The following is a 22335-nucleotide window of genomic DNA, read 5'->3' on the forward strand; positions in this document are numbered from 1 at the left end:
TCAGAGCGCCCCGGGGAAGACGCGGGCGGCGGCCTCGTCCCAGGCGCGGGCGTCGCCCGAGGGCTCGTAGCGGCGCAGCGGCCCGGCCGCGGCCACCAGCGCCCGCATCTCGTCCAGGCCGGACACCAGCCCGGCGGCACGCGCCTGCACCAGCACGTTGCCGAACGTCGTCGCCTCGGCCGGTCCTGCCACCACCGGCAGGCCGCAGGCGTCGGCGGTGAGCCGGCACAGCAGCTCGTTGCGCGAGCCGCCGCCCACCAGGTGGACGACCTCGACCTCGCGCCCCGACAGCTCCATGGCCTGCCGAACCGCCCGGCGGTGCCCGAGCGCCAGGCTCTCCAGCACGCACCGCACGTAGCCGGCCTCGGTGACCGGCGGGGTCTGCCCGGTGCGGCGGCACTCGGCGGCGATCCGCGCCGGCATGTCGCCCGGCGGCAGGAACACCGGCTCGTCCGGGTTGACCACGGCGGCGAAGGGCGGCTCGCCGGCCGCCGCCTTCAGCAGCTGCCCCAGGTCGGCGCCCTGCCAGGCGCGCAGGCACTCCTGCAGCAGCCACAGGCCCATCACGTTGCGCAGGTAGCGTACGGTTCCGTCGATGCCGGCCTCGTTGGTGAAGTTCGCGGCCCGGCTCTCCGGCGTCAGCACCGGCTCAGGCAGCTCCACCCCGGCGAGCGACCAGGTGCCGCAGGAGACGTAGGCGAAGGCGGGGCCGGTCGCGGGCACGGCGGCCACGGCCGAGGCGGTGTCGTGCGAGCCGACCGCCCGCACCGGGGCCGACCAGCCGAGCTCGGCGGCCACGTCGGGCCGCAGCCCGCCGATGTCCTCGCCGGGCTGCCGCAGTGGCGGGAACAGCCGGGCGGGCAGCCCCAGCCGCTCGATCAGCGGGTACGCCCACGTCCTGCCCCGCACGTCGAGCAGGCCCGTGGTGGAGGCGTTGGTGACCTCCGCGCCCATCTCGCCGGTCAGCCAGTACGCCAGCAGGTCCGGCACGAGCAGCATCGTGGCCGCCCGGTCGAGCCGGTCGGCGAGCAACTGGTAGACCGTGTTGAACGGCAGCACCTGGAGCCCGTTGGTCTCGTACAGGGTCTCCGCGCCGACCTCGGCGGCCACCCGCTCGGCCACGCCCCGGGTGCGGTCGTCGCGGTAGTGCACCGGGTTGCCGAGCAGCGCGCCGCTCTCGTCGAGCAGGCCGTAGTCGACGGCCCAGGAGTCGACGCCGATGGAGGAGACCGGCCCGGCGGCGCGCAGCCCGGCCAGGATCTCCCGGTAGAGGCCGAGGACGTCCCAGTGCAGCCGGCCGGCCACGCGGACCGGGCCGTTGGGGAAGCGATGGGCCTCGGTCAGCGTGAGGCCGTCGGACAGGTCGGCCAGCATCACCCGGCCGCTGGAGGCGCCGAGGTCCACGGCGGCGAAACGGGTCATTGGGTGGACTCCCTAGCGACGAGCTCAGGCTGGAACATGATGTGCTGGTGCGCGTGCGTGTCGGGGTTGTCGCACTCGTCCAGCAGCAGCTCGGTGGCGATGCGCCCGAGCTGGTAGGTCGGCTGCCGCATCGAGCTCAGCGACACCGTCGAGGCGGCGGCGAAGTCGATGTCGTCGTAGCCGATCAGCGCCACGTCCTCGGGCACCCGCACGCCGGCGCGCAGCAGCGCCCGCAGCACGCCGAGCGCGAGCAGGTCGTTGGCGCAGAAGACGGCCTCGGGCAGGGCTTCGCCGGCCAGCAGCTCGGCGGCGGCCTTCTCGCCCCCGCGGGCGGTCATCGTGGCCGCCTCCACGACGCGCAGCTCCGCCGGGTCGATCCCGGCGCCGCGCAGCGCCGCCCGCGCGCCGTCGCGGCGCTCCACGCACTGGCGGATGGTCAGCGGGCCGGTGACGCAGGCGACGCTCCGCGCGCCCCTGGCCAGCAGGTGCGCCACGGCGGCCCGGCCGCCCGCCACGTCGTCCACGGCGACCGCGCACTGGTCGGGCCGGTGCGCGGGATGGTCCACGAGCACCACGCTGATGCCGTGCTCGCGCAGCCGGTCGAGCCGGCCGGAGTCCTCGCCGGACGGGGTGATCAGCACGCCGCGCACCCGGTGCTCGGCCAGCACCCGCAGGTTGCGGTCCTCCTTGTCGGGGGAGCCGGCCGAGTTGCCGAGGATCACGGCGTAGCCCAGCTCGCTGGCGACGTCCTCGACACCGGCGGCGACCTCGGTGAAGAACGGGTTGCCGATGTCGATCACGCTCAGGCCGATCGTCCTGCTGTGCCCGGCGCGCAGCGTCGAGGCCGAGCCGTGCCGGACGAACCCCAGCTCCCTGATGGCCGCCTCCACGCGCTCCCTGGTGGCGGGGGCGACCTTGCCCGGCCGGTTCAGGACGTTGGAGACCGTGCCGGGGGAGACGCCGGCGTGCGCGGCGACATCCTTGATGCTGACCATGGCCATGACGCCTCATTAAAACGTACCAACCGGCGGGACGCCAGTCAGCGCGCGGCTCCCGGACCGCGCCGCGCGCCGACGTCGCCGTCTTACTGGTGAAACGTTCTACTTCCCGGGAAGAACCGCCCCCTCCATTGAACGATGGCATTGAATCCTTCTTCACCCCAGCCACCGCACGTCGCGTGTCCACCGCATCGCCCCCATCGGGAAACGGCCGTTTCCCGCCCGCCGAGCAGCACCGACAGCCGTGCGAGGCGCGCCCGCCCTTGTGCCACGATGCCCAGGAACGTTTTAATCCCCGGTGAACTCCAAGGACGAAAGGCAGGCTCATGCCGGATGTCATCGCCTACGGCGGCGACTGGAATCCCGAGCAGTGGCCCGAGGAGACGTGGCAGCAGGACGTCGCGCTCATGCGCGAGGCCGGCGTCAACCAGGTCAGCCTCGGGATCTTCTCCTGGTCCGTGCTGGAACCCGCCGAGGGGGTGTTCGACTTCGGCTGGCTCGACCGGGCCATGGACCTGCTGGGCGCCAACGGCATCCGCGCCGGCCTGGCCACCCCCACCGCCTCGCCGCCGCCGTGGTTCGGCGCCTCCTACCCCGAGGCGCTGCCGGTCGACGCCGACGGCCGCCGCCTCCACCACGGCAGCAGGCAGGGCTTCTGCCCCAGCTCGCCGATCTACCGCGACCGCGCCCTGCGCATCGCCGAGCGGGTCGCCACCCGCTACGCCGGCCATCCGGCGCTGGCGCTCTGGCACGTGCACAACGAGTACGGCTGCCACAACGCCCGCTGCTACTGCGACACCTCGGCGGAGGCCTTCCGCGCCTGGCTGCGCGCCCGCTACGGCTCGCTCGACGAGCTCAACGACGCCTGGGGCACCGCCTTCTGGTCCCAGCGCTACGGCGACTGGGCGCAGATCCTGCCGCCCCGTGCCACCCCCAGCTTCACCAACCCCGGCCAGCAGCTCGACTTCCGCCGCTTCAGCTCCGACGCCCTGGTGGAGCTCTACACCGCCGAGCGCGACCTGCTGAAGTCCGTCACCCCTGACGTCCCCGCCACCACGAACCTCATGGCCGGCGCCCACTGGGACATGGACTGCTGGGCCTTCGCCGCCGAGGTCGACGTGGTCTCCACCGACCACTACCTGATCGGGGCGCGCGCCGAGCCGCACATCGACCTGGCCTTCGCCGCCGACTACGCCCGCTCGCTGAACGGCGGCCGGCCCTGGCTGCTGATGGAGCACTCCACCAGCGCCGTCAACTGGCAGCCGCGCAACCTCGCCAAGGCGCCCGGCGAGCTGCGCCGTAACTCCCTGCAGCACCTGGCCAGGGGCGCGGACGGGATCATGTTCTTCCAGTGGCGGGCCTCCCGGGCCGGGGCCGAGAAGTGGCACTCGGCGATGCTGCCGCACGCCGGCCCCGACACCAAGATCTTCCGCGAGGTCAAGGCGCTCGGGGCCGAGCTCGCCGGGCTGGACGGCGTGCCGGGCAGCCGGGTGACGGCCGAGGTCGCGATCCTGCTCGACCACGCGAGCGTCTGGGCGCAGGACCACCCCGCCCAGCCGACCTCCGAGCTGGACCCGGTCGAGGAGGCCAAGCGCTGGCACGCCGCGCTGTGGCGGGCGGGCATCACCTGCGACCTGGCCCACCCCGAGGGCGACCTGAGCGGCTACCGGCTGGTCCTGGTCCCCATGCTCTACCTGGTGAGCGACGCGGGGGCGGCCGGCCTGGCGGACTTCACCCGGGCGGGCGGCGTGACGCTGGTCGGCCCGTACAGCGGGATCGTGGACGAGCACGACCGGGTCCGCCTCGGCGGCTACCCCGGCGCCTGGCGGGAGCTGCTGGGGGTGAGCGTCGAGGAGTTCTTCCCGCTGGAGGGGCCGATCGCGCTGGAGTCCGGCGGCACCGGGACGGTCTGGAGCGAGCTGGCCCACGTCACCGGGGCCAAGGTGCTGGACGCGTACGCGACCGGCGAGCCCGCCTGGACCCGCCACGAGCAGGGCGGCGGCGCGGCCCATTACCTGACCACCCGCCTGGACGACGCGACGCTGACCCGCGTCCTCGCGGCGGTCTGCGCCGAGGCCGGCGTGCGCCCGGCCGCCACGGCCCCGCCGGGCGTCGAGGTCGTGCGCCGGGCCCATGAGGACGGCCGCGCGTTCCTGTTCGCGATCAACCACACCGGCGCGGACGCCGAGGTGACGACGCCCGCCGGCGTCCGGGCCACCGTGCCCGCCGGCGACGTGCTGATCCTGCCCGAGGCGCCGGGCGGGGAGCAGGGGACGCATTGACAGCGCAGAGCGGGAACCATAGTTTCCTGCCCGAAGGATTAAAACGTTTTGAAGGGAGTGCCAGTGCAACGGGTCTGCTTCCTCCTGAAGGTCCGCCCAGAGCGGCTGGCGGAGTACCGCGAACGCCACCAGGACGTCTGGCCGGAGATGCGAGAGGCACTGTCACGCACCGGCTGGCACAACTACTCGCTCTTCCTCCGCGACGACGGCCTGCTCGTGGGATACCTGGAGACCGACGACTTCGAGGCCGCCAAGAAGGCCATGGCCGAGACCGAGGTCAACGCCCGCTGGCAGGCCGAGATGGCGCCGTTCTTCGAGGATCTCGACGGGCGTCCCGACGAGGGCATGACGCCGCTGACCGAAGTGTTCCACCTGGATTGATCGGGGAGCTATGACTGACATCAAGGCCGCGCTGCGGTCGCAGCGCATCGAGACGCCGTCCTGGGCGTACGGCAACAGCGGCACCCGCTTCAAGGTCTTCGCGCAGCAGGGCGTGCCGCGCGATCCGTACGAGAAGCTCGCCGACGCCGCCCAGGTCCACGCCTACACGGGCATCGCGCCCACCGTGGCCCTGCACATCCCGTGGGACAAGGTGGACGACTACGCCGACCTGGCCCGCCACGCCCGCGAGCTGGGCGTCGCCATCGGCGCCATCAACTCCAACGTCTTCCAGGACGACGACTACAAGCTGGGCAGCGTCACCAACCCCGACCCCCGGGTCCGCCGCAAGGCCACCGACCACCTGCTCGAATGCGTCGACATCATGGACGCCACCGGCAGCGACACGCTCAAGCTGTGGTTCTCCGACGGCATCAACTACCCCGGCCAGGACGACCTGCGCGCCCGCCAGGACCGCCTGGCCGAGTCGCTGGCCGAGGTCTACGACCGGCTCGGCGACGGCCAGCGCTTCCTGCTGGAGTACAAGCTGTTCGAGCCCGCCTTCTACGCCACCGACGTGCCCGACTGGGGCACCGCCTACGCCCACTGCGTCAAGCTCGGCCCGAAGGCCCAGGTCGTCGTGGACACCGGCCACCACGCGCCGGGCACCAACATCGAGTTCATCGTCGCCTTCCTGCTGCGCGAGGGCAAGCTCGGCGGGTTCGACTTCAACTCCCGCTTCTACGCCGACGACGACCTGATGGTCGGCGCCGCCGACCCGTTCCAGCTCTTCCGCATCATGTACGAGGTCATCAGGGGCGGCGGGCTCACCGACGAGGTCGCGTTCATGCTCGACCAGTGCCACAACATCGAGCCCAAGATCCCGGGCCAGATCCGCTCGGTCATGAACGTCCAGGAGGCCACCGCCAAGGCGCTGCTCGTGGACCAGGACGCCCTCGCCGCCGCGCAGGCCGCCGGCGACGTGCTCGGCTCCAACGCCGTCCTCATGGACGCCTACAACACCGACGTGCGCCCGCTGCTCGCGGAGCTGCGCGAGGAGATGGGCCTCGCCCCCGACCCGATGGCCGCCTACGCCGGGTCCGGTTACTTCGAGAAGATCGCCGCCGAGCGCGTCGGCGGTCAGCAGGCGGGCTGGGGAGCCTGACGAGATCATGTCTGACAAGAACACGCCCACCGACACCGTCAACGAGCTGCTGGAACGCTCGCACCGCCTCGGGGCCGACCCCCGCAACACCAACTTCGCCGGCGGCAACACCTCCGCCAAGGGCCTCGCGCCCGACCCGGTCACCGGCGAGGACGTCGAGCTGCTGTGGGTCAAGGGCTCCGGCGGCGACCTCGGCACGCTCAAGGAGTCCGGCCTCGCCGTGCTGCGCCTGGACCGGCTGCGCGCGCTCAAGGACGTCTACCCCGGCGTCGAGCGCGAGGACGAGATGGTCGCCGCCTTCGACTACTGCCTGCACGGCAGGGGAGGGGCCGCGCCGTCCATCGACACCGCCATGCACGGCCTGGTCGAGGCCGGCCACGTCGACCACCTGCACCCGGACGCCGGCATCGCCGTCGCCACCGCCGCCGACGGCGAGGAGCTGACCCGGCGGATCTTCGGCGAGCGCGTGGTGTGGGTGCCCTGGCGGCGGCCCGGCTTCCAGCTCGGCCTGGACATCGCCGCGATCAGGGCGGCCAACCCGCAGGCCATCGGCTGCATCCTGGGCGGCCACGGCATCACCGCCTGGGGCGAGACCTCCGAGGAGTGCGAGAGCCGATCCCTGGAGATCATCCGCACCGCGGAGGCGTACCTCGCCGAGCACGGCCGCCCCGACCCCTTCGGCCCGGTCGTGCACGAGCCGCTGCCCGAGGCCGAGCGGCACGCGCGCGCCGCCGCGCTGTTCCCGATCGTGCGCGGCCTGGCCTCCACCGACGTGCGCGTGGTCGGCCACTACACCGACACGCCCGAGGTGCTGGACTTCGTCGCCCGCGCCGAGCACCCGCGCCTCGCCGCGCTCGGCACGTCCTGCCCCGACCACTTCCTGCGGACCAAGGTCGCGCCGCTGGTGCTCGACCTGCCGCCGGACGCGCCCCTGGAGCGGGCGGCCGAGCGGCTGCGCGAGCTGCACGCCGCCTACCGCGCCGACTACACCGCCTACTACGAGCGGCACGCCGAGCCGGGCTCGCCGGCGATGCGCGGCGCGGACCCGGCGATCGTGCTGGTGCCGGGCGTCGGCATGTTCTCCTTCGGCAAGGACAAGCAGACCGCCCGCGTGGCCGGCGAGTTCTACGTCAACGCCATCAACGTCATGCGCGGCGCCGAGTCCGTCTCCTCCTACGCCCCCATCCCCGAGTCGGAGAAGTTCCGCATCGAGTACTGGGAGCTGGAGGAGGCCAAGCTGCGCCGCCTGCCGAAGCCGAAGCCGCTCGCCACCCGGGTGGCGCTGGTCACCGGCGGCGGCTCGGGCATCGGCGCGGCCACCGCCCGCCGCCTCGCCGCCGAAGGCGCCTGCGTCGTGGTCGCCGACCGCGACCTCGGCGCGGCCGAGAAGGTGGCGGCCGAGATCGGCGCGAACGCCTACCGCCCCACCGACGTGGCCGTGGCCGTCGGCGTGGACGTCACCTCCGAGGAGCAGATCGCCGCCGCCGTACGGGCCGCCGTGCTCGCCTTCGGCGGCGTGGACCTGGTGGTCAACAACGCCGGCCTGTCGCTGTCGCGCTCGCTGCTGGAGACCAGCCTCGCCGACTGGGACCTGCAGCACGACGTCATGGCGCGCGGCTCGTTCCTGGTCGCGCGGGAGACCGCCAGGGTCATGATCGACCAGGCGATGGGCGGCGACATCGTCTACATCTCCTCCAAGAACGCCGTCTTCGCCGGCCCGAACAACGTCGCCTACGGCGCGGCCAAGGCCGACCAGGCCCACCAGGTGCGGCTGCTCGCGTCCGAGCTGGGCGAGCACGGCATCCGCGTCAACGGCGTCAACCCCGACGGCGTGGTCCGCGGCTCCGGCATCTTCGCCTCCGGCTGGGGCGCCAACCGGGCCAAGGTGTACGGCGTGGAGGAGGAGCGGCTCGGCGAGTTCTACGCCCAGCGCACCCTGCTCAAGCGCGAGGTGCTGCCCGAGCACGTGGCCGCGGCCGTCTTCGTGCTGGCCGCGAGCGACCTCTCCCACACCACCGGCCTGCACGTGCCGGTGGACGCGGGCGTGGCCGCCGCGTTCCTGCGCTGAGCGCGCGGGTCCCCCGCCGGCTCCCGGGCCGGCGGGGGACCCCGGCTCGTCAGGCGTAGGCCGCGACCAGTCCGACCAGCATCCCCACGGTGCCCGTCGCCGTGACCAGCCATCCGCCGATCACGGCGGCCCGCCGCCCGCGCCGCGCCCCGGCCCAGTACATGAGCACGTACGGCAGGAAGCCCAGCCCGCCGAACCCGAACGACGGCAGCGCCAGCGCCGCCAGCACCCCCTTCGTCCCCGCCGGGGCCGCCCGGTCGCCCTCCGGCGTGAGCTGCGCCCGCAGCACGTCGCCCGCCGAGGAGTCCGGCGAGGCGTCCACCGGCACCGGCGCGCCCCCGCCGTCCGGCGTGAACTGCCCGTCGCAGTCGTAGCGGCCCTGGCCCAGGTCCTCGCACGAGATCACGCGCAGCGTCCCCGGGGTGCCGACGCGCCCGGTCGCGAGTTCCAGGTCCCCGACGGCCAGCCACATCGGCAGCAGGCAGACCGCCAGCCAGAGCAGCACGAGCACGGCCCGGCCCCACCGTCCGGGGTCCCGCCCCGGCCCAGGCTGCGGTGTGACGAAGGGCACATCGGACAAGAAATCGCTCATAAGCTCATCATTCAGGCCGCCACTTGGTGTTCACCTGCATCCGGCTGGGAAGGGCGGCTTGCGCATCCCCGCCGCGACGTGCATCATTCTCACAAGCAAGGTCATGAGCTATGATGCATGAATATGCAGGAGGGGCGAGAATGAGAGCGGCGATAGCGGGAGCCAGCGGCTACGCGGGCGGAGAGCTGCTGCGCCTCCTGCTCGGCCATCCCGAGTTCGAGATCGGCGCGCTCACCGCCGCCTCCAGCGCCGGCGCCCGCCTCGGCGCCCACCAGCCCCACCTGCCGCAGCTGGCCGACCGGGTCATCGAGGAGACCAGCGCCGCCACGCTCGCCGGCCACGACGTCGTCTTCCTGGCCCTGCCGCACGGCCACTCGGCCGCCGTCGCCGCCCAGCTCGGCGAGGACACGGTGGTCGTCGACTGCGGCGCCGACCACCGGCTCGCCGACCCCGCCGCCTGGCAGGAGTTCTACGGCGGCGAGCACGCCGGCACCTGGCCCTACGGCCTGCCCGAGCTGCCCGGACAGCGGGAGAGGCTGCGCGGCGCGCGGCGCGTCGCGGTGCCCGGCTGCTACCCGACCTCCGTCCTGCTCGCCCTCTTCCCCGCCTTCGCCGCCGGCCTGGCCGGCCCCGACGTCGTCGTGGTCGCCGCCAGCGGCGCCAGCGGCGCGGGCAAGGCCCCGAAGGCGCACCTGCTCGGCAGCGAGGTCATGGGGTCGGTCAGCGCGTACGGCGTCGGCGGCGTCCACCGCCACACCCCCGAGATGGAGCAGGGCCTGTCGGCCGTCGCCGGCACGCCGGTGCGCGTCTCCTTCACCCCCACGCTGGCCCCCATGAGCCGCGGCATCCTCGCCACCTGCACCGCCCCCGCCGCGCCCGGCCTCACCCGGCAGGCGCTGCGCTCGGCGTACGAGGTGGCGCTGAAGGACGAGCCGTTCGTCCACCTGCTGCCCGACGGCGTCTGGCCGGCCACCTCCATGACCTACGGCGCCAACACCGCCGCCCTCCAGGTGACGCTCGACGAACGCGCCGGCCGCGTGGTCGCCGTCATCGCCATCGACAACCTCACCAAGGGCACCGCCGGGGGCGCGATCCAGAGCGTCAACCTCGCCCTCGGCCTGCCGGAAGAGCTCGGCCTTCCCCTGACAGGAGTCGCACCGTGAGCGTTACTGCTCCACTCGGTTTCAGAGCGGCCGGCGTGGCCGCGGGCATCAAGCCCGGCGGCGCCCGCGACCTCGCCCTCGTCGTCAACGACGGGCCCAGCCGCGCCGCCGCGGGCGTCTTCACCGCCAACCGCGTGAAGGCCGCCCCCGTCCTGTGGTCGCAGCAGGTCCTCGCGGGCGGCCGGCTGCGGGCCGTGGTGCTCAACTCCGGCGGCGCCAACGCCTGCACGGGCCCCGAGGGCTTCCAGGACACCCACGCCACCGCCGAGAAGGTCGCCGAGGCGCTGCAGGACTCCGCCGGCGAGATCGCCGTCTGCTCCACCGGCCTGATCGGCGAGCGGCTGCCCATGGACGAGCTGCTGTCCGGCGTCGAGACCGCCGCGAGCCAGCTCTCCCGCGACGGCGGCCTGGCCGCGGCCGACGCCATCCGCACCACCGACACGGTCAGCAAGATCTCCTTCAAGCGGGCCGCCGGCTACATGGTGGGCGGCATGGCCAAGGGCGCGGGCATGCTCGCCCCCGCCCTCGCCACCATGCTCTGCGTGATCACCACCGACGCCGACCTCACCAGCGACGAGCTCGACGCCGCGCTGCGCAAGGCCACCTCCCGCACCTTCGACCGGCTCGACACCGACGGCTGCATGTCCACCAACGACACCGTGCTGCTGCTGGCCAGCGGCGCCGCCGGCGTCAGACCCGACCTCGCCGAGTTCGAGCAGAAGGTCTACGAGGTCTGCGCCGACCTGGCACGCCAGCTCCTCGTGGACGCCGAGGGCGCCTCCAAGGCCATCGCCATCGAGGTCGTCGGCGCCGCCTCCGAGTCCGACGCCGTCACGGTCGGCCGCGCGGTCGCCCGCTCCAACCTGCTCAAGTGCGCCGTCCATGGCGAGGACCCCAACTGGGGCCGCGTGCTCGCCGCCGTCGGCACCACCGACGCCGTCTTCGAGCCCGACCGGCTCAACGTCGCCATCAACGGCATCTGGATCTGCCGCGGCGGCGCGGTCGGCGACGACCGCTCCAAGGTGGACATGCGTCCGAGGGACGTCACGATCACCGTCGACCTGTCGGCGGGCCCGCACACCGCGACCGTCCACACGACCGACCTGACCGCGGACTACGTCCACGAGAACTCGGCGTACAGCTCATGAGGCGCAGCGCGGCCGAGACGAAGGCGGGCACGCTCATCGAGGCGCTACCCTGGCTCACCCGCTTCCACGGCGCGACCGTCGTCATCAAGTACGGCGGCAACGCCATGACCGACGAGGGGCTGAAGGCCGGTTTCGCCGAGGACGTCGTCTTCCTCCAGCACGCCGGCCTGCGCCCGGTCGTCGTGCACGGCGGCGGCCCGCAGATCAGCAGCGCGCTCGACCGGCTCGGCATCGCCTCCACCTTCACCGCCGGCCTGCGGGTCACCACGCCCGAGGCCATGCAGGTGGTGCGGATGGTCCTGGTCGGCCAGGTCAACCGCGACATCGTCGGCCTGATCAACCGGCACGGCCCGTTCGCCGTCGGCCTGTCGGGCGAGGACGCCCACCTGTTCACCGCCGTGCGCAAGCACGCCGTGGTGGACGGCGAGCTCGTCGACATCGGCCAGGTCGGCGAGATCATCAAGGTCGATCCGGGAGCGGTACGCGCCCTCATCGCCGACGGCCGCATCCCCGTGATCTCCAGCGTCGCCCGCGGCGACGACGGCGAGGTCTACAACGTCAACGCCGACACGGCCGCCGCCGCGCTGGCCGTCGCGCTCCAGGCGCAGAAGCTGATCGTGCTCACCGACGTCGAGGGCCTGTACGCCAACTGGCCCGACGACACCGACGTGATCGACCAGCTCGCGGCCGACGAGCTGGAGACCCTCATGCCCACGCTGTCCAGCGGCATGGTGCCCAAGATGGAGGCGTGCCTGACGGCCGTGCAGGGCGGGGTGCCGCGCGCCCACGTCCTCGACGGCCGGGTGCCGCACTCCCTGCTGCTGGAGATCTTCACCAATGAAGGAATCGGAACGATGGTGATGCCCTGATGAGCCTGTTCAAGAGGTTCGAAGACGCCTTCATGCCCAACTACGGCGTCCCACCGATCGCCCTGGCCCGCGGCGAGGGCAGCCGCGTGTGGGACGTCGACGGCAGGGAATACCTCGACTTCATCGCCGGCATCGCCACCAGCTCGCTCGGCCACGCCCACCCGGCCCTGGTCGAGGCCGTCACCCGGCAGGTCTCGGCCATCGCGCACACCAGCAACCTGTTCCTGCACGAGCCCGAGGTGCTGCTCGCCGAGCGGCTGCGCGGCCTGCTCAACGCCCCCGCGCGGATCTTCTTCGCCAACTCCGGCACCGAGGCCAACGAGGCGGCGTACAAGCTGGCGCTCAAGTACGGCCGCCGCGAGGGCCGCTCCTACTTCGTCGCCGCCGAGAACGGCTTCCACGGCCGCACCATCGGCGCGCTGTCGCTGACCGGCAAGCCGGCCATCCGCGAGCCGTTCGGCCCGTTCCCCGTGGACGTGCGCTTCGTCCCCTACGGCGACGCCGACGCGCTCAAGGAGGCCGTGACCGGCGACTGCATCGCGGTCTTCCTGGAGCCCACGCAGGGCGAGGCCGGCGTGGTCCCGCCCCCCGACGGCTACTTCGAGGCGGCCCGCGAGATCTGCGACTCCACCGGCGCGCTGCTGGTCGCCGACGAGATCCAATCGGCCATCGGCCGCACCGGCCACTGGTTCGCCCACCAGGCCGACGGCGTCACCCCCGACATCCTCACCCTGGCCAAGGGGCTCGGCGGCGGCCTGCCGATCGGCGCCTGCGTCGGCTTCGGCGAGATCGGCGGGCTGTTCGGCAAGGGCGACCACGGCTCGACCTTCGGCGGCAACCCGGTCTCCTGCGCCGCCGCGCTGGCGGTGCTCGACAACGTCGACCTCGCCCACGTGCGCGAGGTCTCCGCCCGGCTGCGCGCCGGCCTGGAGTCGGTACGCCACCCGCTGCTGAAGGGCGTGCGCGGGCGCGGCCTGTGGCTGGCCGCCGTGCTGCGCGAGCCGCGCTCGGCGCAGTTCCAGAAGGCGGCGGCCAAGGCCGGGTTCCTGGTCAACGCGCTCCAGCCGGACGCGGTGCGCATCGCGCCCCCGCTGGTGGTGACGGCAGAGGAGGTGGACGCCTTCGTGACGGCGTTCCCCGCGATCGTGGAAGAGGCGTCGAAGTGAGCAGCCAGAGCCAGGACCCCGCGAGCGTCCGGCACTTCCTCAAGGACGACGACCTCTCGCCCGCCGAGCAGGCGGAGGTGCTCGACCTGGCCGAGGCCATGAAGAAGGACCGCTTCGGCTACCGCCCCTTCGAGGGCCCGCGCAGCGTCGCCGTCCTGTTCGACAAGCCCTCGGCCCGCACCCGCGTCTCCTTCCACACCGGCATCGGCGAGCTCGGCGGCCTGCCGCTCGTCGTGGACAACGTCGGGGCGCTCATGGGCCGTGGCGAGCCCGCCAAGGACCTCGCCCGCGTGCTCGACCGGCAGGTCGCCGCGATCGTCTGGCGTACCAACGGCCAGGAGCTCATCGAGGAGATGGCCGCCCACTCCCGCGTCCCGGTGGTGAACGCGCTCACCGACGAGTACCACCCCTGCCAGATCCTCGCCGACCTGCAGACCGTGCGCGAGCACCTCGGCCGCACCGCCGGCCTGACGCTCGCCTACACCGGCGACGGCGCCAACAACATGGCCCACTCCTACCTGCTCGGCGGCGCCACCGCCGGCATGCACGTACGCATCGCGGCCCCCGACGGCTACCTGCCCGACCCGGCCGTGCTCGACCGGGCCGCCGCCGTCGCCGAGCGGACCGGCGGCTCGGTGAGCGTCGTCGCCGACCCGGCCGCCGCCGCCGAGGGCGCGCACGTGCTCGCCACCGACACCTGGGTGTCGATGGGCCAGAGCGGCAAGGAGGAGCGGGTGGCCGCGCTCATGCCGTACCAGGTGGACGCGGCGCTGGTCGCGCGCGCCGCCCCCGAGGCGATCGTGCTGCACTGCCTGCCCGCCTACCGCGGCTACGAGATCACCGAGGACGTGCTCGAAGGCCCGCGCAGCGTCGTGTGGGACCAGGCCGAGAACCGCCTGCACGCCCAGAAGGCGCTGCTCCACTGGCTGGTGACCAGACCGTGACGATCCCGATGACCAAGGCGGCCCGGCAGGCGCGGATCACCGACCTGCTGCGGCGGCAGGTGGTGCGCTCCCAGCCTGAGCTCGCCAAGCTGCTCGCCGACAGCGGCGTCGAGGTCACCCAGGCCACGCTCTCCCGTGACCTGGACGAGCTCGGCGCGCTCAAGCTGCGCGCCGAGGACGGCTCGCTGATCTACGCGCTGCCCGGCGAGGGCGGCGCCCGCATCCCGGTCGCCCGGGTCGGGGCCGGCGAGCCCCCCTCCGCCCGCCTCCAGCGCGTGGCGGAGGAGTTGCTGGTCAGCGCCGAGGCCTCGGCCAACCTGGTCGTCGTGAAGACGCCTCCCGGCGCGGCGCAGTTCATGTCCTCCGCCATCGACCACGCCGACTGGGAGTCCATCCTCGGCACCGTCGCGGGCGACGACACGATCCTCGTCATCACCCGCGACCCGCAGGGTGGGCAGGCGGTCGCCGAGGCGCTGCTGAAGGTCGCCGACCGGCGCGGCTGAAAACGGAAGAAGCCCCGCTGAAGATCGCGCCGCCCGTGACGCGAACGGGGGCCGACGTGCACTATGGTCGCGGGGGACACGAAGGAGATGACGGTGAGTGAAGGCAAGCCGATGCGGCTGTGGGGCGGACGCTTCGAGAGCGGCCCGTCCGACGCGCTGGCCCGGCTGTCGGTGAGCGTGCACTTCGACTGGCGGCTCGTGCCGTACGACCTGGCGGCGTCCAGGGCGCACGCGCGGGTGCTGCACAGGGCGGGGCTGCTGAGCGACGAGGAGCTCGGGCGCATGATCGGCGCCCTCGACGACCTGGACCGCGCCTGCAAGGAGGGCGAGTTCCGGCCGACGGTGGCCGACGAGGACGTGCACACCGCGCTGGAGCGCGGCCTGCTGGAACGGCTCGGCTCGCTCGGCGGCAAGCTGCGCGCCGGCCGCTCGCGCAACGACCAGATCGCCACCGACCTGCGCCTCTACCTCCGCGACCACGTCCGCATGGTCGTCTCCCGGGTGGTCGAGCTGGAGACGGCGCTCATGGCCCAGGCCGAGCAGCACGCCGAGACCGCCGCGCCCGGCATGACCCACCTGCAGCACGCGCAGCCGGTGTCGTTCGGCCACCAGCTCCTGGCGCACGTGCACGCCTTCGCCCGCGACGTCGACCGGCTCACCGACTGGGACAAGCGGGCCGCGGTCTCGCCGCTCGGCTCCGGCGCGCTGGCCGGCTCGTCGCTGCCGCTCGACCCGCAGGCCGTGGCCGAGGAGCTGGGCTTCGCCGCCGCCGCGCCCAACTCGATGGACGCCGTCGCCGACCGCGACTTCGCCGCCGAGTTCCTGTTCGACGCGGCCATGATCGGCGTGCACCTGTCGCGGCTGGGCGAGGAGATCGTCCTGTGGGCCTCGCAGGAGTTCCGCTGGATCGAGATGGACGACGCCTACTCCACCGGCTCGTCGATCATGCCGCAGAAGAAGAACCCCGACGTGGCCGAGCTGGCCCGCGGCAAGTCCGGCCGGCTCATCGGCAACCTCATGTCGCTGCTGACCACGCTCAAGGGCCTGCCGCTGACCTACAACCGCGACCTGCAGGAGGACAAGGAGCCGGTGTTCGACGCCGTCGACACCCTGCTGCTGGTCCTGCCCGCCATGGCCGGGCTGGTCGCCACGATGCGGGTCAACACCGCCCGCATGGAGGCTTCGGCCCCCGACGGGTTCGCGCTCGCCACCGACCTCGCCGAGCTGCTGGTGCGGCGCGGCGTGCCGTTCCGCGAGGCGCACGAGGCCGTCGGCCACCTGGTCGTGTGGTGCCAGGTCAACGACAAGGACCTCGGCGAGCTCAGCGACGACGAGCTGCTCAAGGTCTCGTCGCACCTCACCCCTGACGTGCGCGACGTGCTCAGCGTGCCCGGCGCGCTCGCCGCCCGCAAGGCGCACGGCGGCACCGCTCCCGACCGCGTACGCGACCAGCTCGTCGCGCTGCGCGAGGCGGTCGACGCGCAGGCGGCATGGGCGGCGCAGAGCTGAGCCCCGCGCCGCTGCCGCGGAGCTTCTTCGACCGGCCCTCCCACGAGGTCGCGCCCGACCTGCTCGGGCGCGTCCTCGTGCACGGGCCCGTCGCCGTGCGCCTCACCGAGGTCGAGGCGTACGGCGGCCCCGGCGAGGACCCCGCCGCGCACACCTACCGCGGCAGGACGCCGCGCAACGCCGTCATGTTCGGCCCGCCCGGCCACCTGTACGTCTACTTCACCTACGGCATGCACTTCTGCGCCAACCTCGTCTGCCTGCCCGAGGGATCGGGCTCGGCGGTGCTGCTGCGGGCCGGCGAGGTGCTGGACGGCGTGGACGTCGCCCGCGTCCGCCGCTCCTCGCGCGGCAAGCCGCCGCCCGACCGCGACCTCGCCCGGGGCCCCGCACGGCTCGCCGTCGCCCTCGGCCTGGCCCGCGAGCACAACGGCCTCGACGCCGTGCTGGAGGGCTCACCCGCCGGGCGGCCCCACGAGTCGGCCGCCGTCCTCGAAGGCCGTCCGCCCGCACCCGGGCTCGTCAAAGCCGGGCCGCGCACCGGAATCTCCACCGCCAAGGAGGTGCCGTGGCGGTTCTGGATCGACGGCGACCCGACCGTGTCGCCCTACCGGGCTCACGTGCCGCGCCGGCGCAGCGCCGCCGCCACCTCCGTCGGAGAGGCGCCCAGCTCGTGAGGGCTGAAGAGGTGCAGGTGGTCGCCGGTGTCGATCTCCAGCATCTCGCTGCGCCGGCCCCAGCGCCTGCGTACGTCCACCGTGACGTCCCGGATCTCGTCCCAGGGCACGTGCCGGTGTCCCGCGAACCCGTGCACCACCGTGATCCCGCTCTCGTCGGCCGCCAGCCGCACCGGGACCAGCAGGTCCCGCAGCCCCATGCCGCCGAGGAGCACCGCCCCAGGCACGGCCAGGATCACGCCGCGGTGATCGCCGCCGATCCACCAGTAGACGGCGAGACCCGCGCACGCGAAAGCCCCTAAGATCTTGAAAACGGCCAGCTCGCGACGGACCCTCCACATGGGCACAGAGCGTATCCAAGTGGCGGGCTACCCGGGCGATCAGGCACGCTGTACTCATCCGACCCGTCTCACTCTCCTGGAAAGCCCGCACCGTGACCGACATTCTCGATGACCTCGCCTGGCGGGGCCTGATCGCGCAGTCCACCGACCTCGACGCCCTGCGCGCGTCCATGGCCGAGGGTCCGATCACGGTCTACGCCGGGTTCGACCCGACCGCCCCCTCCCTGCACGTCGGTCACTTCGTGCCGCTGCTCACCCTGCGCCGGCTGCAGCTCGCCGGGCACCGCCCGATCGGCCTGGTCGGCGGCGCCACCGGCCTCATCGGCGACCCGAGCGGGCGCAACAGCGAGCGCTCGCTCAACGCGACCGAGACCGTGGCGGAGTGGGTGGAGCGCCTGCGCGGCCAGGTCGGCCGCTTCCTCGACTTCGACGCGCCGTCCAACGCCGCCCTCATGGTGAGCAACCTCGACTGGACCGGCGAGATGAGCGCGATCGGCTTCCTGCGCGACATCGGCAAGCACTTCCCGGTCAACCGCATGCTGGCCCGCGAGTCCGTCTCGGCCCGGCTGGCCGGCGAAGGGCTCAGCTACACCGAGTTCAGCTACCAGATCCTCCAGGCCAACGACTACCTGGAGCTGCACCGCCGCTACGGCTGCGCGCTGCAGATCGGCGGCAGCGACCAGTGGGGCAACATCACCGCGGGCGTCGACCTCGTACGCCGCATCGAAGGCGCCCACGTGCACGCCATGACCCTGCCGCTGATCACCAAGTCCGACGGCACCAAGTTCGGCAAGACCGCCGGCGGCGCGCTCTGGCTCGACCCCGAGATGACCTCGCCGTACGCCTTCTACCAGTACTTCCTCAACTCCGACGACCGCGACGTGATCCACTACCTCAAGGTGTTCACCTTCCGCGGCCGCGAGGAGATCGAGGCGCTGGAGAAGGCCGTCGCCGAGCGGCCCTTCGCCCGCGAGGCGCAGCGGGCGCTGGCCGAGGAGCTCACCGAGCTGCTGCACGGCAAGCAGGAGCTGGACGCCGTCGTGGCCGCATCCAAGGCGCTGTTCGGCCAGGGCACGCTGGAGGAGCTGCCCGCCTCCACCCTCGGCGCGGCGCTGGCCGAGGTGCCGAAGGCCGTGGTGCCCGCGCTCGGCGCGTCCTTCGTCGACCTGCTGGCCGACAGCGGCCTGGTCGAGTCCAAGTCGGCCGCCCGGCGGGCGGTCAAGGAGGGCGGGGCCTACCTCAACAACGTCAAGATCACTGACGAGGCGTACGTGCCGGGGGCCGAGGACCTGCTGCACGGGCGGTTCATGGTGCTGCGGCGCGGCAAGAAGTCGATCGGCGGCGTCGAGGTCGGCTGACCACGACGACCGCGGACGAAGAAGCGGGCCCGTCCATCCGCGGAGGGGCCCGCTTTCGCGTGATCCGCAGCGGGTCGTGGCCAGTCGCGGATGCCCGGGCCGCGGCCGGGTCGCGGGTGCCGGGGCGGCTGACCGCGGCCGGGTCGCGAGTGCCCGGGCGGCTGACCGCGGCTATTCGCGGGTGAACAACGCCACCGTGAGCCCCGGCAGCTCAGCCGAGTGCTTGGCCAGCTTCAGCTCGAACCCCGCCCGCTCGACCTCCGCCACCCGCGGCACCGCGTCCCCCTCCAGCCCCGACTGCTTGCTGCCGCGCCAGACCACCCACACCCGCTCGCGCCCGTCGAGCGCCGCGGCCACATCCGCCCGCTCGGGATATCCGAACCCGGTGGGGGAGGGCTCGTCCCCGGAGCGGAGCACGTCCACCGGCATGAGCGAGTCGGCGTAGTAGTCGAAGCCGGTGCGCAGCTGGCTCTGGCCGTACACGATCGCGTCGTCCCGCTCGGCCCTGATCAACCGCAACGCCCACGGGATGTTCTCGAAACGCCCGTTCTCCTCCCGGACGTCCACATGATCGGGGAACGACAGCGCGCACCCGAGCACGACGACCGCCACCCCCGCCGCCACCGCGAACCGGGGGATCGCCGCCACCGCCAGGCCCGCGAGCAGCGCCAGCGCGGGCGCGGTCACGAACAGGTAGCGGTCCACGTACACCGGCGTCACCAGGTGCGAGACCGCGAGCAGGAGCAGCGGCGGCAGCACCAGCCACCCCGCCAGCGCCAGGGCCCACGGCCGCTCGCCCCGCCGCGCGTACAGGTGGACCGCCCCGGCCACCGCGACCGCGAACAGCACCACCCCGAACGCGTTCGTCCCCGCCGCCATCTTCGGGAACTTCAGCCATACCTCCGGCCCGCGCTGCGGGATCCAGCTGATCGCATGCCGCTCCCCGAACCCGATCAGCCCCAGCGCCACGGCAGGGAGACCGCCCACCGCGAGCGCGCCCAGCATGCGCACCACGGCCCCGCGCCGGGCCAGGGCGAGCTGCGCGGGCAGCACGAGGACCGCGAACAGGTGCGTCGAGCACACCAGCGCGACCGCCACCCCGTACAGCACCCACCGCCTGGCCGCCGCCGGCCGTTCGAGCGCCCGGTGCAGCGCCCAGAAGGACAGCACCGCCGCGGCCGCCGCGAACGCGTACGACCTGGCGAAAGCCCCGAAATAGGAGACGGACGGCAGGACCGCGAAGATCGCCGCCGCGAACACCCCCGCCCGGACCGAGCTCAGCCGCCGGCCCAGATCCGTCAGCAGCCAGGCCGCCACGCCGATCGCCAGCGCCGATGGCAGCCGCAGCCACAGCTCCGCGGTGCCGGCCATCGTCCAGAAGTGCATGAACAGGTAGTACGGCAGGAAATGACCGTCGATGTTGAGCGCCAGCTCCCACATGCCCGCGAGCGAACGCCGTGCGGCGCTGAGCGTGGCGAGCTCGTCGCCGTTCAGCGTGGCGGAGCCCGTGCCCGAGAACGCCGCGGCGGCGGCGAGCAACGCCATCCACCAGGGGCTCCACGCGCGGGGGGCGGTGACGTGGCGGGCCGGGGGTGCGAGGGTGGCGGCAGTGGTCACCGGGGCAGAATACGCGGCCCCGCACGGGCTGATCGCCCATCCCGCCGACCCTGCGCCCCCTGCCGAGATGAAGGCGGCGCGTGGGTGGCGGCGCGTGATGGGCGGCGGCACGTGGGTGGCGGCGCGTGATGGGCGGCGGCACGTGGGTGGCGGCGCGTGATGGGCGGCCGCGCGTGGGCGAGGGCGGTGCGGCGGCAACCCCTCCGCTCCCGCCACCGGGCTGGGACCCGCCGCCCCTCGCCGAGAACTGAGCCACTGCTTCCGTATCCGTCGGGAAGGCGGTAGCGACCCCCCGGCTCCGCGGCAGCCAGGAAGACAGCCCTGACCCCGAGCCCAGCGTCCACCGAGAAGGCGGACGTGACCCCTTGGAATCCGCGTGCGCAAAGGAAAACGGGGTGAGCCCCGGGCCTCGCGCCCACCGGAGGGCTCGCCGGCCCTCCAGCTATCGCGTCCGCCCAGAAGCCGGCGTGAGCCCCGAGCCGATGACGGTCCGCCTCGACGCGCCGCCGCCTGGACGCGGACCGGATCCGCAGCCCCCGCCGTCGTCGCCGGCCCGCCTACTGGCTGGTGGTGTGCGTCGGCCTCACCACGATCACCACCCGCCGCTCGGCGTCACCGACCGGCCGCTCGTACTCCAGGCCGTACCGCCTCGCCAGCACGTCGAAGAAGTCGCCCGACGGATCCGGCTCGATCCGCTCGACCACGCCGCGGATCTCCAGATACCGATAGGGCCGCTCAGGATCGTTGATCGAGACCGCCACCCGCGGATCCTCCACCACGTTCCGATGCTTGCGCCGGTCCGTCGTCGTCGTGAAGCGCAGGAACTCCCCGTCCCACACCGTCCACACCGGGTTCACGTGGGGCCGGCCGTCCCCGAGGGTCGCCAGATGCGCGAACAGCGGCCGCTCCAGCAGGTCGAGATGACTCTCCGGAACAACGACCGCCCGCTTCTCTCCGCCCATGTCATCCATCCTTTCCATCGTCACTTCGGCCGTCGGCAACTTATCAAAACCTTGACGGCCATCAAAGCTGGAATGCATATCCGTCCTTGTACGATCCTCTTCATGGCGTCACACAGAGACGAGCAACCTGCCGAGGAGCCGGCCAAGGGCCTGCCCCCGGACGAACGGCTCGGCATGGACATCAAGCGAGCCGAGCAAGCTCTGATCACCGCCAAGCAGCTCGCCGTACGCCCGGCCGGACTCACGGTTCCCCAGTACGCCGCCCTGTTCGCGCTCGCCGACAATCCCGGCATCTCCGGTGCGGCGCTCGCGCGCACCTGCCTGGTGACCCCACAGGCGATGACCGTCGTACTCAAGAACCTGGAGGAGCGCGGCCTCGTCGAGCGTTCACCCCACCCTTGGCACCGCAACGTCCTGGAGACCCGCCTCACGGAGTCCGGCCGCGACGCTCTCGCGACGGCGGACGCCCGCGCCGTGCGGATCGAGCGCGCGCTCGCCGACGAGTTCACCGCCGAGGAACGCGCCACGCTGCGGAAACTCCTGGAACGCTGCGGCACTGCCATCGCCCGCGCGGCAGCGGAGCTGTGACCGCCGGGCCCGGCGATTTGACGAGTCGCGAATCGCCACTTAATGTTTGACCTCGCCGCGGGAGTGAGCCGGACGCCGATCAGGCGGACGGGCCCCGGGCAAGCCCCTCGAATACGAGCCACTCGGCAGAGCTGCTACGGCATGCTCATGGTCCGAGACCTCCAGGGCGCGCCGAAGCAGCCGAAAAACCGGTTGATTCGACAAGCTGCGGATGTCACGGTAAGTTGAGAGGGTTGCCCCGGAAACGGGGCGCGCAATACTAGGCAGTTCACCTCGACTGTCGTCAAGCCTCCGGATTTGACACAGAATCGGACGAACTGCTAAGATTGCGGAAGACGAGATAGCGCCTCCGGGGTGAGATCCGAACGGATCTGGTCGAGGAAGTTCGCGTCCGTTTCTTGAGAACTCAACAGTGTGTTAAAAGCCAGTGCATGTGCATCACACATGTATGACCCCGTCATTTTTGACGGATTCTTGCTTGGATGATTCATCCGGACAAGCTGTATTACGCAGACATTGTTTGGAGAGTTTGATCCTGGCTCAGGACGAACGCTGGCGGCGTGCTTAACACATGCAAGTCGAGCGGAA

21 protein-coding genes and 1 rRNA gene are annotated in these 22335 nt (G+C 72.6%); 16 read left to right on the forward strand and 6 right to left on the reverse strand.

Annotation, left to right across the window (positions count from 1 at the left end; genetic code table 11):
- Together ABD292_RS44265 and ABD292_RS44270 are read right to left on the reverse strand one after the other, a co-directional pair.
- A complete protein-coding gene (locus tag ABD292_RS44265; protein ID WP_344218559.1) occupies window positions 1-1422 on the reverse strand; it encodes a rhamnulokinase in 1422 nt (473 codons plus the stop codon).
- Window positions 1419-2423 (reverse strand): LacI family DNA-binding transcriptional regulator, encoded by a 1005-nt coding sequence (locus ABD292_RS44270; RefSeq protein WP_344218561.1) that lies wholly within the window; start codon window positions 2421-2423, stop codon window positions 1419-1421. The genes ABD292_RS44265 and ABD292_RS44270 overlap by 4 nt, the downstream gene beginning before the upstream one ends.
- A gap of 323 nt (window positions 2424-2746) precedes the next feature.
- On the opposite strand from ABD292_RS44270, the gene ABD292_RS44275 reads away from it, so the two are divergent.
- From ABD292_RS44275 to ABD292_RS44290, 4 genes are all read left to right on the forward strand, one after another.
- Window positions 2747-4702: a beta-galactosidase gene (locus tag ABD292_RS44275; RefSeq protein WP_344218563.1), complete on the forward strand. Its 1956-nt coding sequence runs from the start codon at window positions 2747-2749 to the stop codon at window positions 4700-4702.
- Between the two features lie 63 nt (window positions 4703-4765).
- A complete protein-coding gene (locus ABD292_RS44280; RefSeq protein ID WP_344218565.1) occupies window positions 4766-5083 on the forward strand; it encodes an L-rhamnose mutarotase in 318 nt (105 codons plus the stop codon).
- A gap of 10 nt (window positions 5084-5093) precedes the next feature.
- Window positions 5094-6245: an L-rhamnose isomerase gene (gene rhaI / locus ABD292_RS44285; RefSeq protein ID WP_344218567.1), complete on the forward strand. Its 1152-nt coding sequence runs from the start codon at window positions 5094-5096 to the stop codon at window positions 6243-6245.
- Between the two features lie 7 nt (window positions 6246-6252).
- Window positions 6253-8313 carry a bifunctional aldolase/short-chain dehydrogenase gene (locus tag ABD292_RS44290; RefSeq protein ID WP_344218569.1) on the forward strand — a complete coding sequence of 687 codons (2061 nt, stop codon included), beginning with the start codon at window positions 6253-6255 and terminating at the stop codon, window positions 8311-8313.
- A 49-nt stretch (window positions 8314-8362) separates the two neighbouring features.
- Here ABD292_RS44290 and ABD292_RS44295 read toward each other — a convergent pair whose 3' ends face one another.
- Window positions 8363-8905: a hypothetical protein gene (locus ABD292_RS44295; protein WP_344218571.1), complete on the reverse strand. Its 543-nt coding sequence runs from the start codon at window positions 8903-8905 to the stop codon at window positions 8363-8365.
- Window positions 8906-9045: 140 nt separating this feature from the next.
- Between ABD292_RS44295 and argC the strand changes: the two genes are divergently transcribed.
- The 8 genes from argC (at window position 9046) to ABD292_RS44335 (ending at window position 16881) form a co-directional block, all read left to right on the forward strand.
- A complete protein-coding gene (gene argC / locus ABD292_RS44300) occupies window positions 9046-10068 on the forward strand; it encodes an N-acetyl-gamma-glutamyl-phosphate reductase (RefSeq protein ID WP_344218573.1) in 1023 nt (340 codons plus the stop codon).
- Window positions 10065-11216, forward strand: a complete 1152-nt coding sequence (gene argJ, locus ABD292_RS44305) for a bifunctional glutamate N-acetyltransferase/amino-acid acetyltransferase ArgJ (RefSeq protein WP_344218575.1) — start codon at window positions 10065-10067, stop codon at window positions 11214-11216. The genes argC and argJ overlap by 4 nt, the downstream gene beginning before the upstream one ends.
- Window positions 11213-12085 carry an acetylglutamate kinase gene (argB, locus tag ABD292_RS44310; protein ID WP_344218577.1) on the forward strand — a complete coding sequence of 291 codons (873 nt, stop codon included), beginning with the start codon at window positions 11213-11215 and terminating at the stop codon, window positions 12083-12085. The genes argJ and argB overlap by 4 nt, the downstream gene beginning before the upstream one ends.
- Entirely contained in the window at window positions 12085-13251 is a 1167-nt protein-coding gene (locus ABD292_RS44315; protein ID WP_344218579.1) for an acetylornithine transaminase, read from the forward strand. The genes argB and ABD292_RS44315 overlap by 1 nt, the downstream gene beginning before the upstream one ends.
- Window positions 13248-14195 (forward strand): ornithine carbamoyltransferase, encoded by a 948-nt coding sequence (gene argF, locus ABD292_RS44320; protein WP_344218581.1) that lies wholly within the window; start codon window positions 13248-13250, stop codon window positions 14193-14195. Before ABD292_RS44315 ends, argF begins: the two co-directional genes overlap by 4 nt.
- Complete coding sequence (locus ABD292_RS44325; protein ID WP_091082841.1) at window positions 14192-14698, forward strand: arginine repressor; 507 nt, start codon at window positions 14192-14194, stop codon at window positions 14696-14698. Before argF ends, ABD292_RS44325 begins: the two co-directional genes overlap by 4 nt.
- A gap of 87 nt (window positions 14699-14785) precedes the next feature.
- Window positions 14786-16207, forward strand: coding sequence for an argininosuccinate lyase (gene argH / locus ABD292_RS44330; RefSeq protein ID WP_344218584.1), 1422 nt, complete (start codon window positions 14786-14788; stop codon window positions 16205-16207).
- Window positions 16189-16881, forward strand: a complete 693-nt coding sequence (locus tag ABD292_RS44335; protein ID WP_344218586.1) for a DNA-3-methyladenine glycosylase — start codon at window positions 16189-16191, stop codon at window positions 16879-16881. The genes argH and ABD292_RS44335 overlap by 19 nt, the downstream gene beginning before the upstream one ends.
- On the opposite strand, the gene ABD292_RS44340 is transcribed toward ABD292_RS44335, so the two are convergent.
- Window positions 16821-17222 (reverse strand): PH domain-containing protein, encoded by a 402-nt coding sequence (locus tag ABD292_RS44340; protein ID WP_344218588.1) that lies wholly within the window; start codon window positions 17220-17222, stop codon window positions 16821-16823. The genes ABD292_RS44335 and ABD292_RS44340 overlap by 61 nt on opposite strands.
- Before the next feature lie 92 nt (window positions 17223-17314).
- Between ABD292_RS44340 and tyrS the strand changes: the two genes are divergently transcribed.
- Window positions 17315-18580: a tyrosine--tRNA ligase gene (tyrS, locus tag ABD292_RS44345; RefSeq protein ID WP_344218590.1), complete on the forward strand. Its 1266-nt coding sequence runs from the start codon at window positions 17315-17317 to the stop codon at window positions 18578-18580.
- Window positions 18581-18751: 171 nt separating this feature from the next.
- Here the strand turns inward: tyrS and ABD292_RS44350 are convergent, their stop codons facing one another.
- On the reverse strand, window positions 18752-20197 hold the full coding sequence (locus tag ABD292_RS44350; protein ID WP_344218592.1) for a glycosyltransferase family 39 protein: 1446 nt from the start codon (window positions 20195-20197) through the stop codon (window positions 18752-18754).
- On the opposite strand from ABD292_RS44350, the gene ABD292_RS44355 reads away from it, so the two are divergent.
- Window positions 20190-20357, forward strand: coding sequence for a hypothetical protein (locus ABD292_RS44355; protein WP_344218594.1), 168 nt, complete (start codon window positions 20190-20192; stop codon window positions 20355-20357). The genes ABD292_RS44350 and ABD292_RS44355 overlap by 8 nt on opposite strands.
- Window positions 20358-20754: 397 nt before the next feature.
- Here ABD292_RS44355 and ABD292_RS44360 read toward each other — a convergent pair whose 3' ends face one another.
- Entirely contained in the window at window positions 20755-21159 is a 405-nt protein-coding gene (locus ABD292_RS44360) for a PPOX class F420-dependent oxidoreductase (RefSeq protein WP_344218596.1), read from the reverse strand.
- 102 nt (window positions 21160-21261) lie between these two features.
- Between ABD292_RS44360 and ABD292_RS44365 the strand changes: the two genes are divergently transcribed.
- Both ABD292_RS44365 and ABD292_RS44370 read left to right on the forward strand, forming a co-directional pair.
- Window positions 21262-21747: a MarR family winged helix-turn-helix transcriptional regulator gene (locus ABD292_RS44365; protein WP_344218598.1), complete on the forward strand. Its 486-nt coding sequence runs from the start codon at window positions 21262-21264 to the stop codon at window positions 21745-21747.
- A gap of 517 nt (window positions 21748-22264) precedes the next feature.
- Window positions 22265-22335, forward strand: a 16S ribosomal RNA gene (locus tag ABD292_RS44370); the annotation flags it as partial.

This window comes from Nonomuraea bangladeshensis (assembly GCF_039529455.1).
In the GTDB taxonomy this organism is placed as follows: domain Bacteria; phylum Actinomycetota; class Actinomycetes; order Streptosporangiales; family Streptosporangiaceae; genus Nonomuraea; species Nonomuraea bangladeshensis.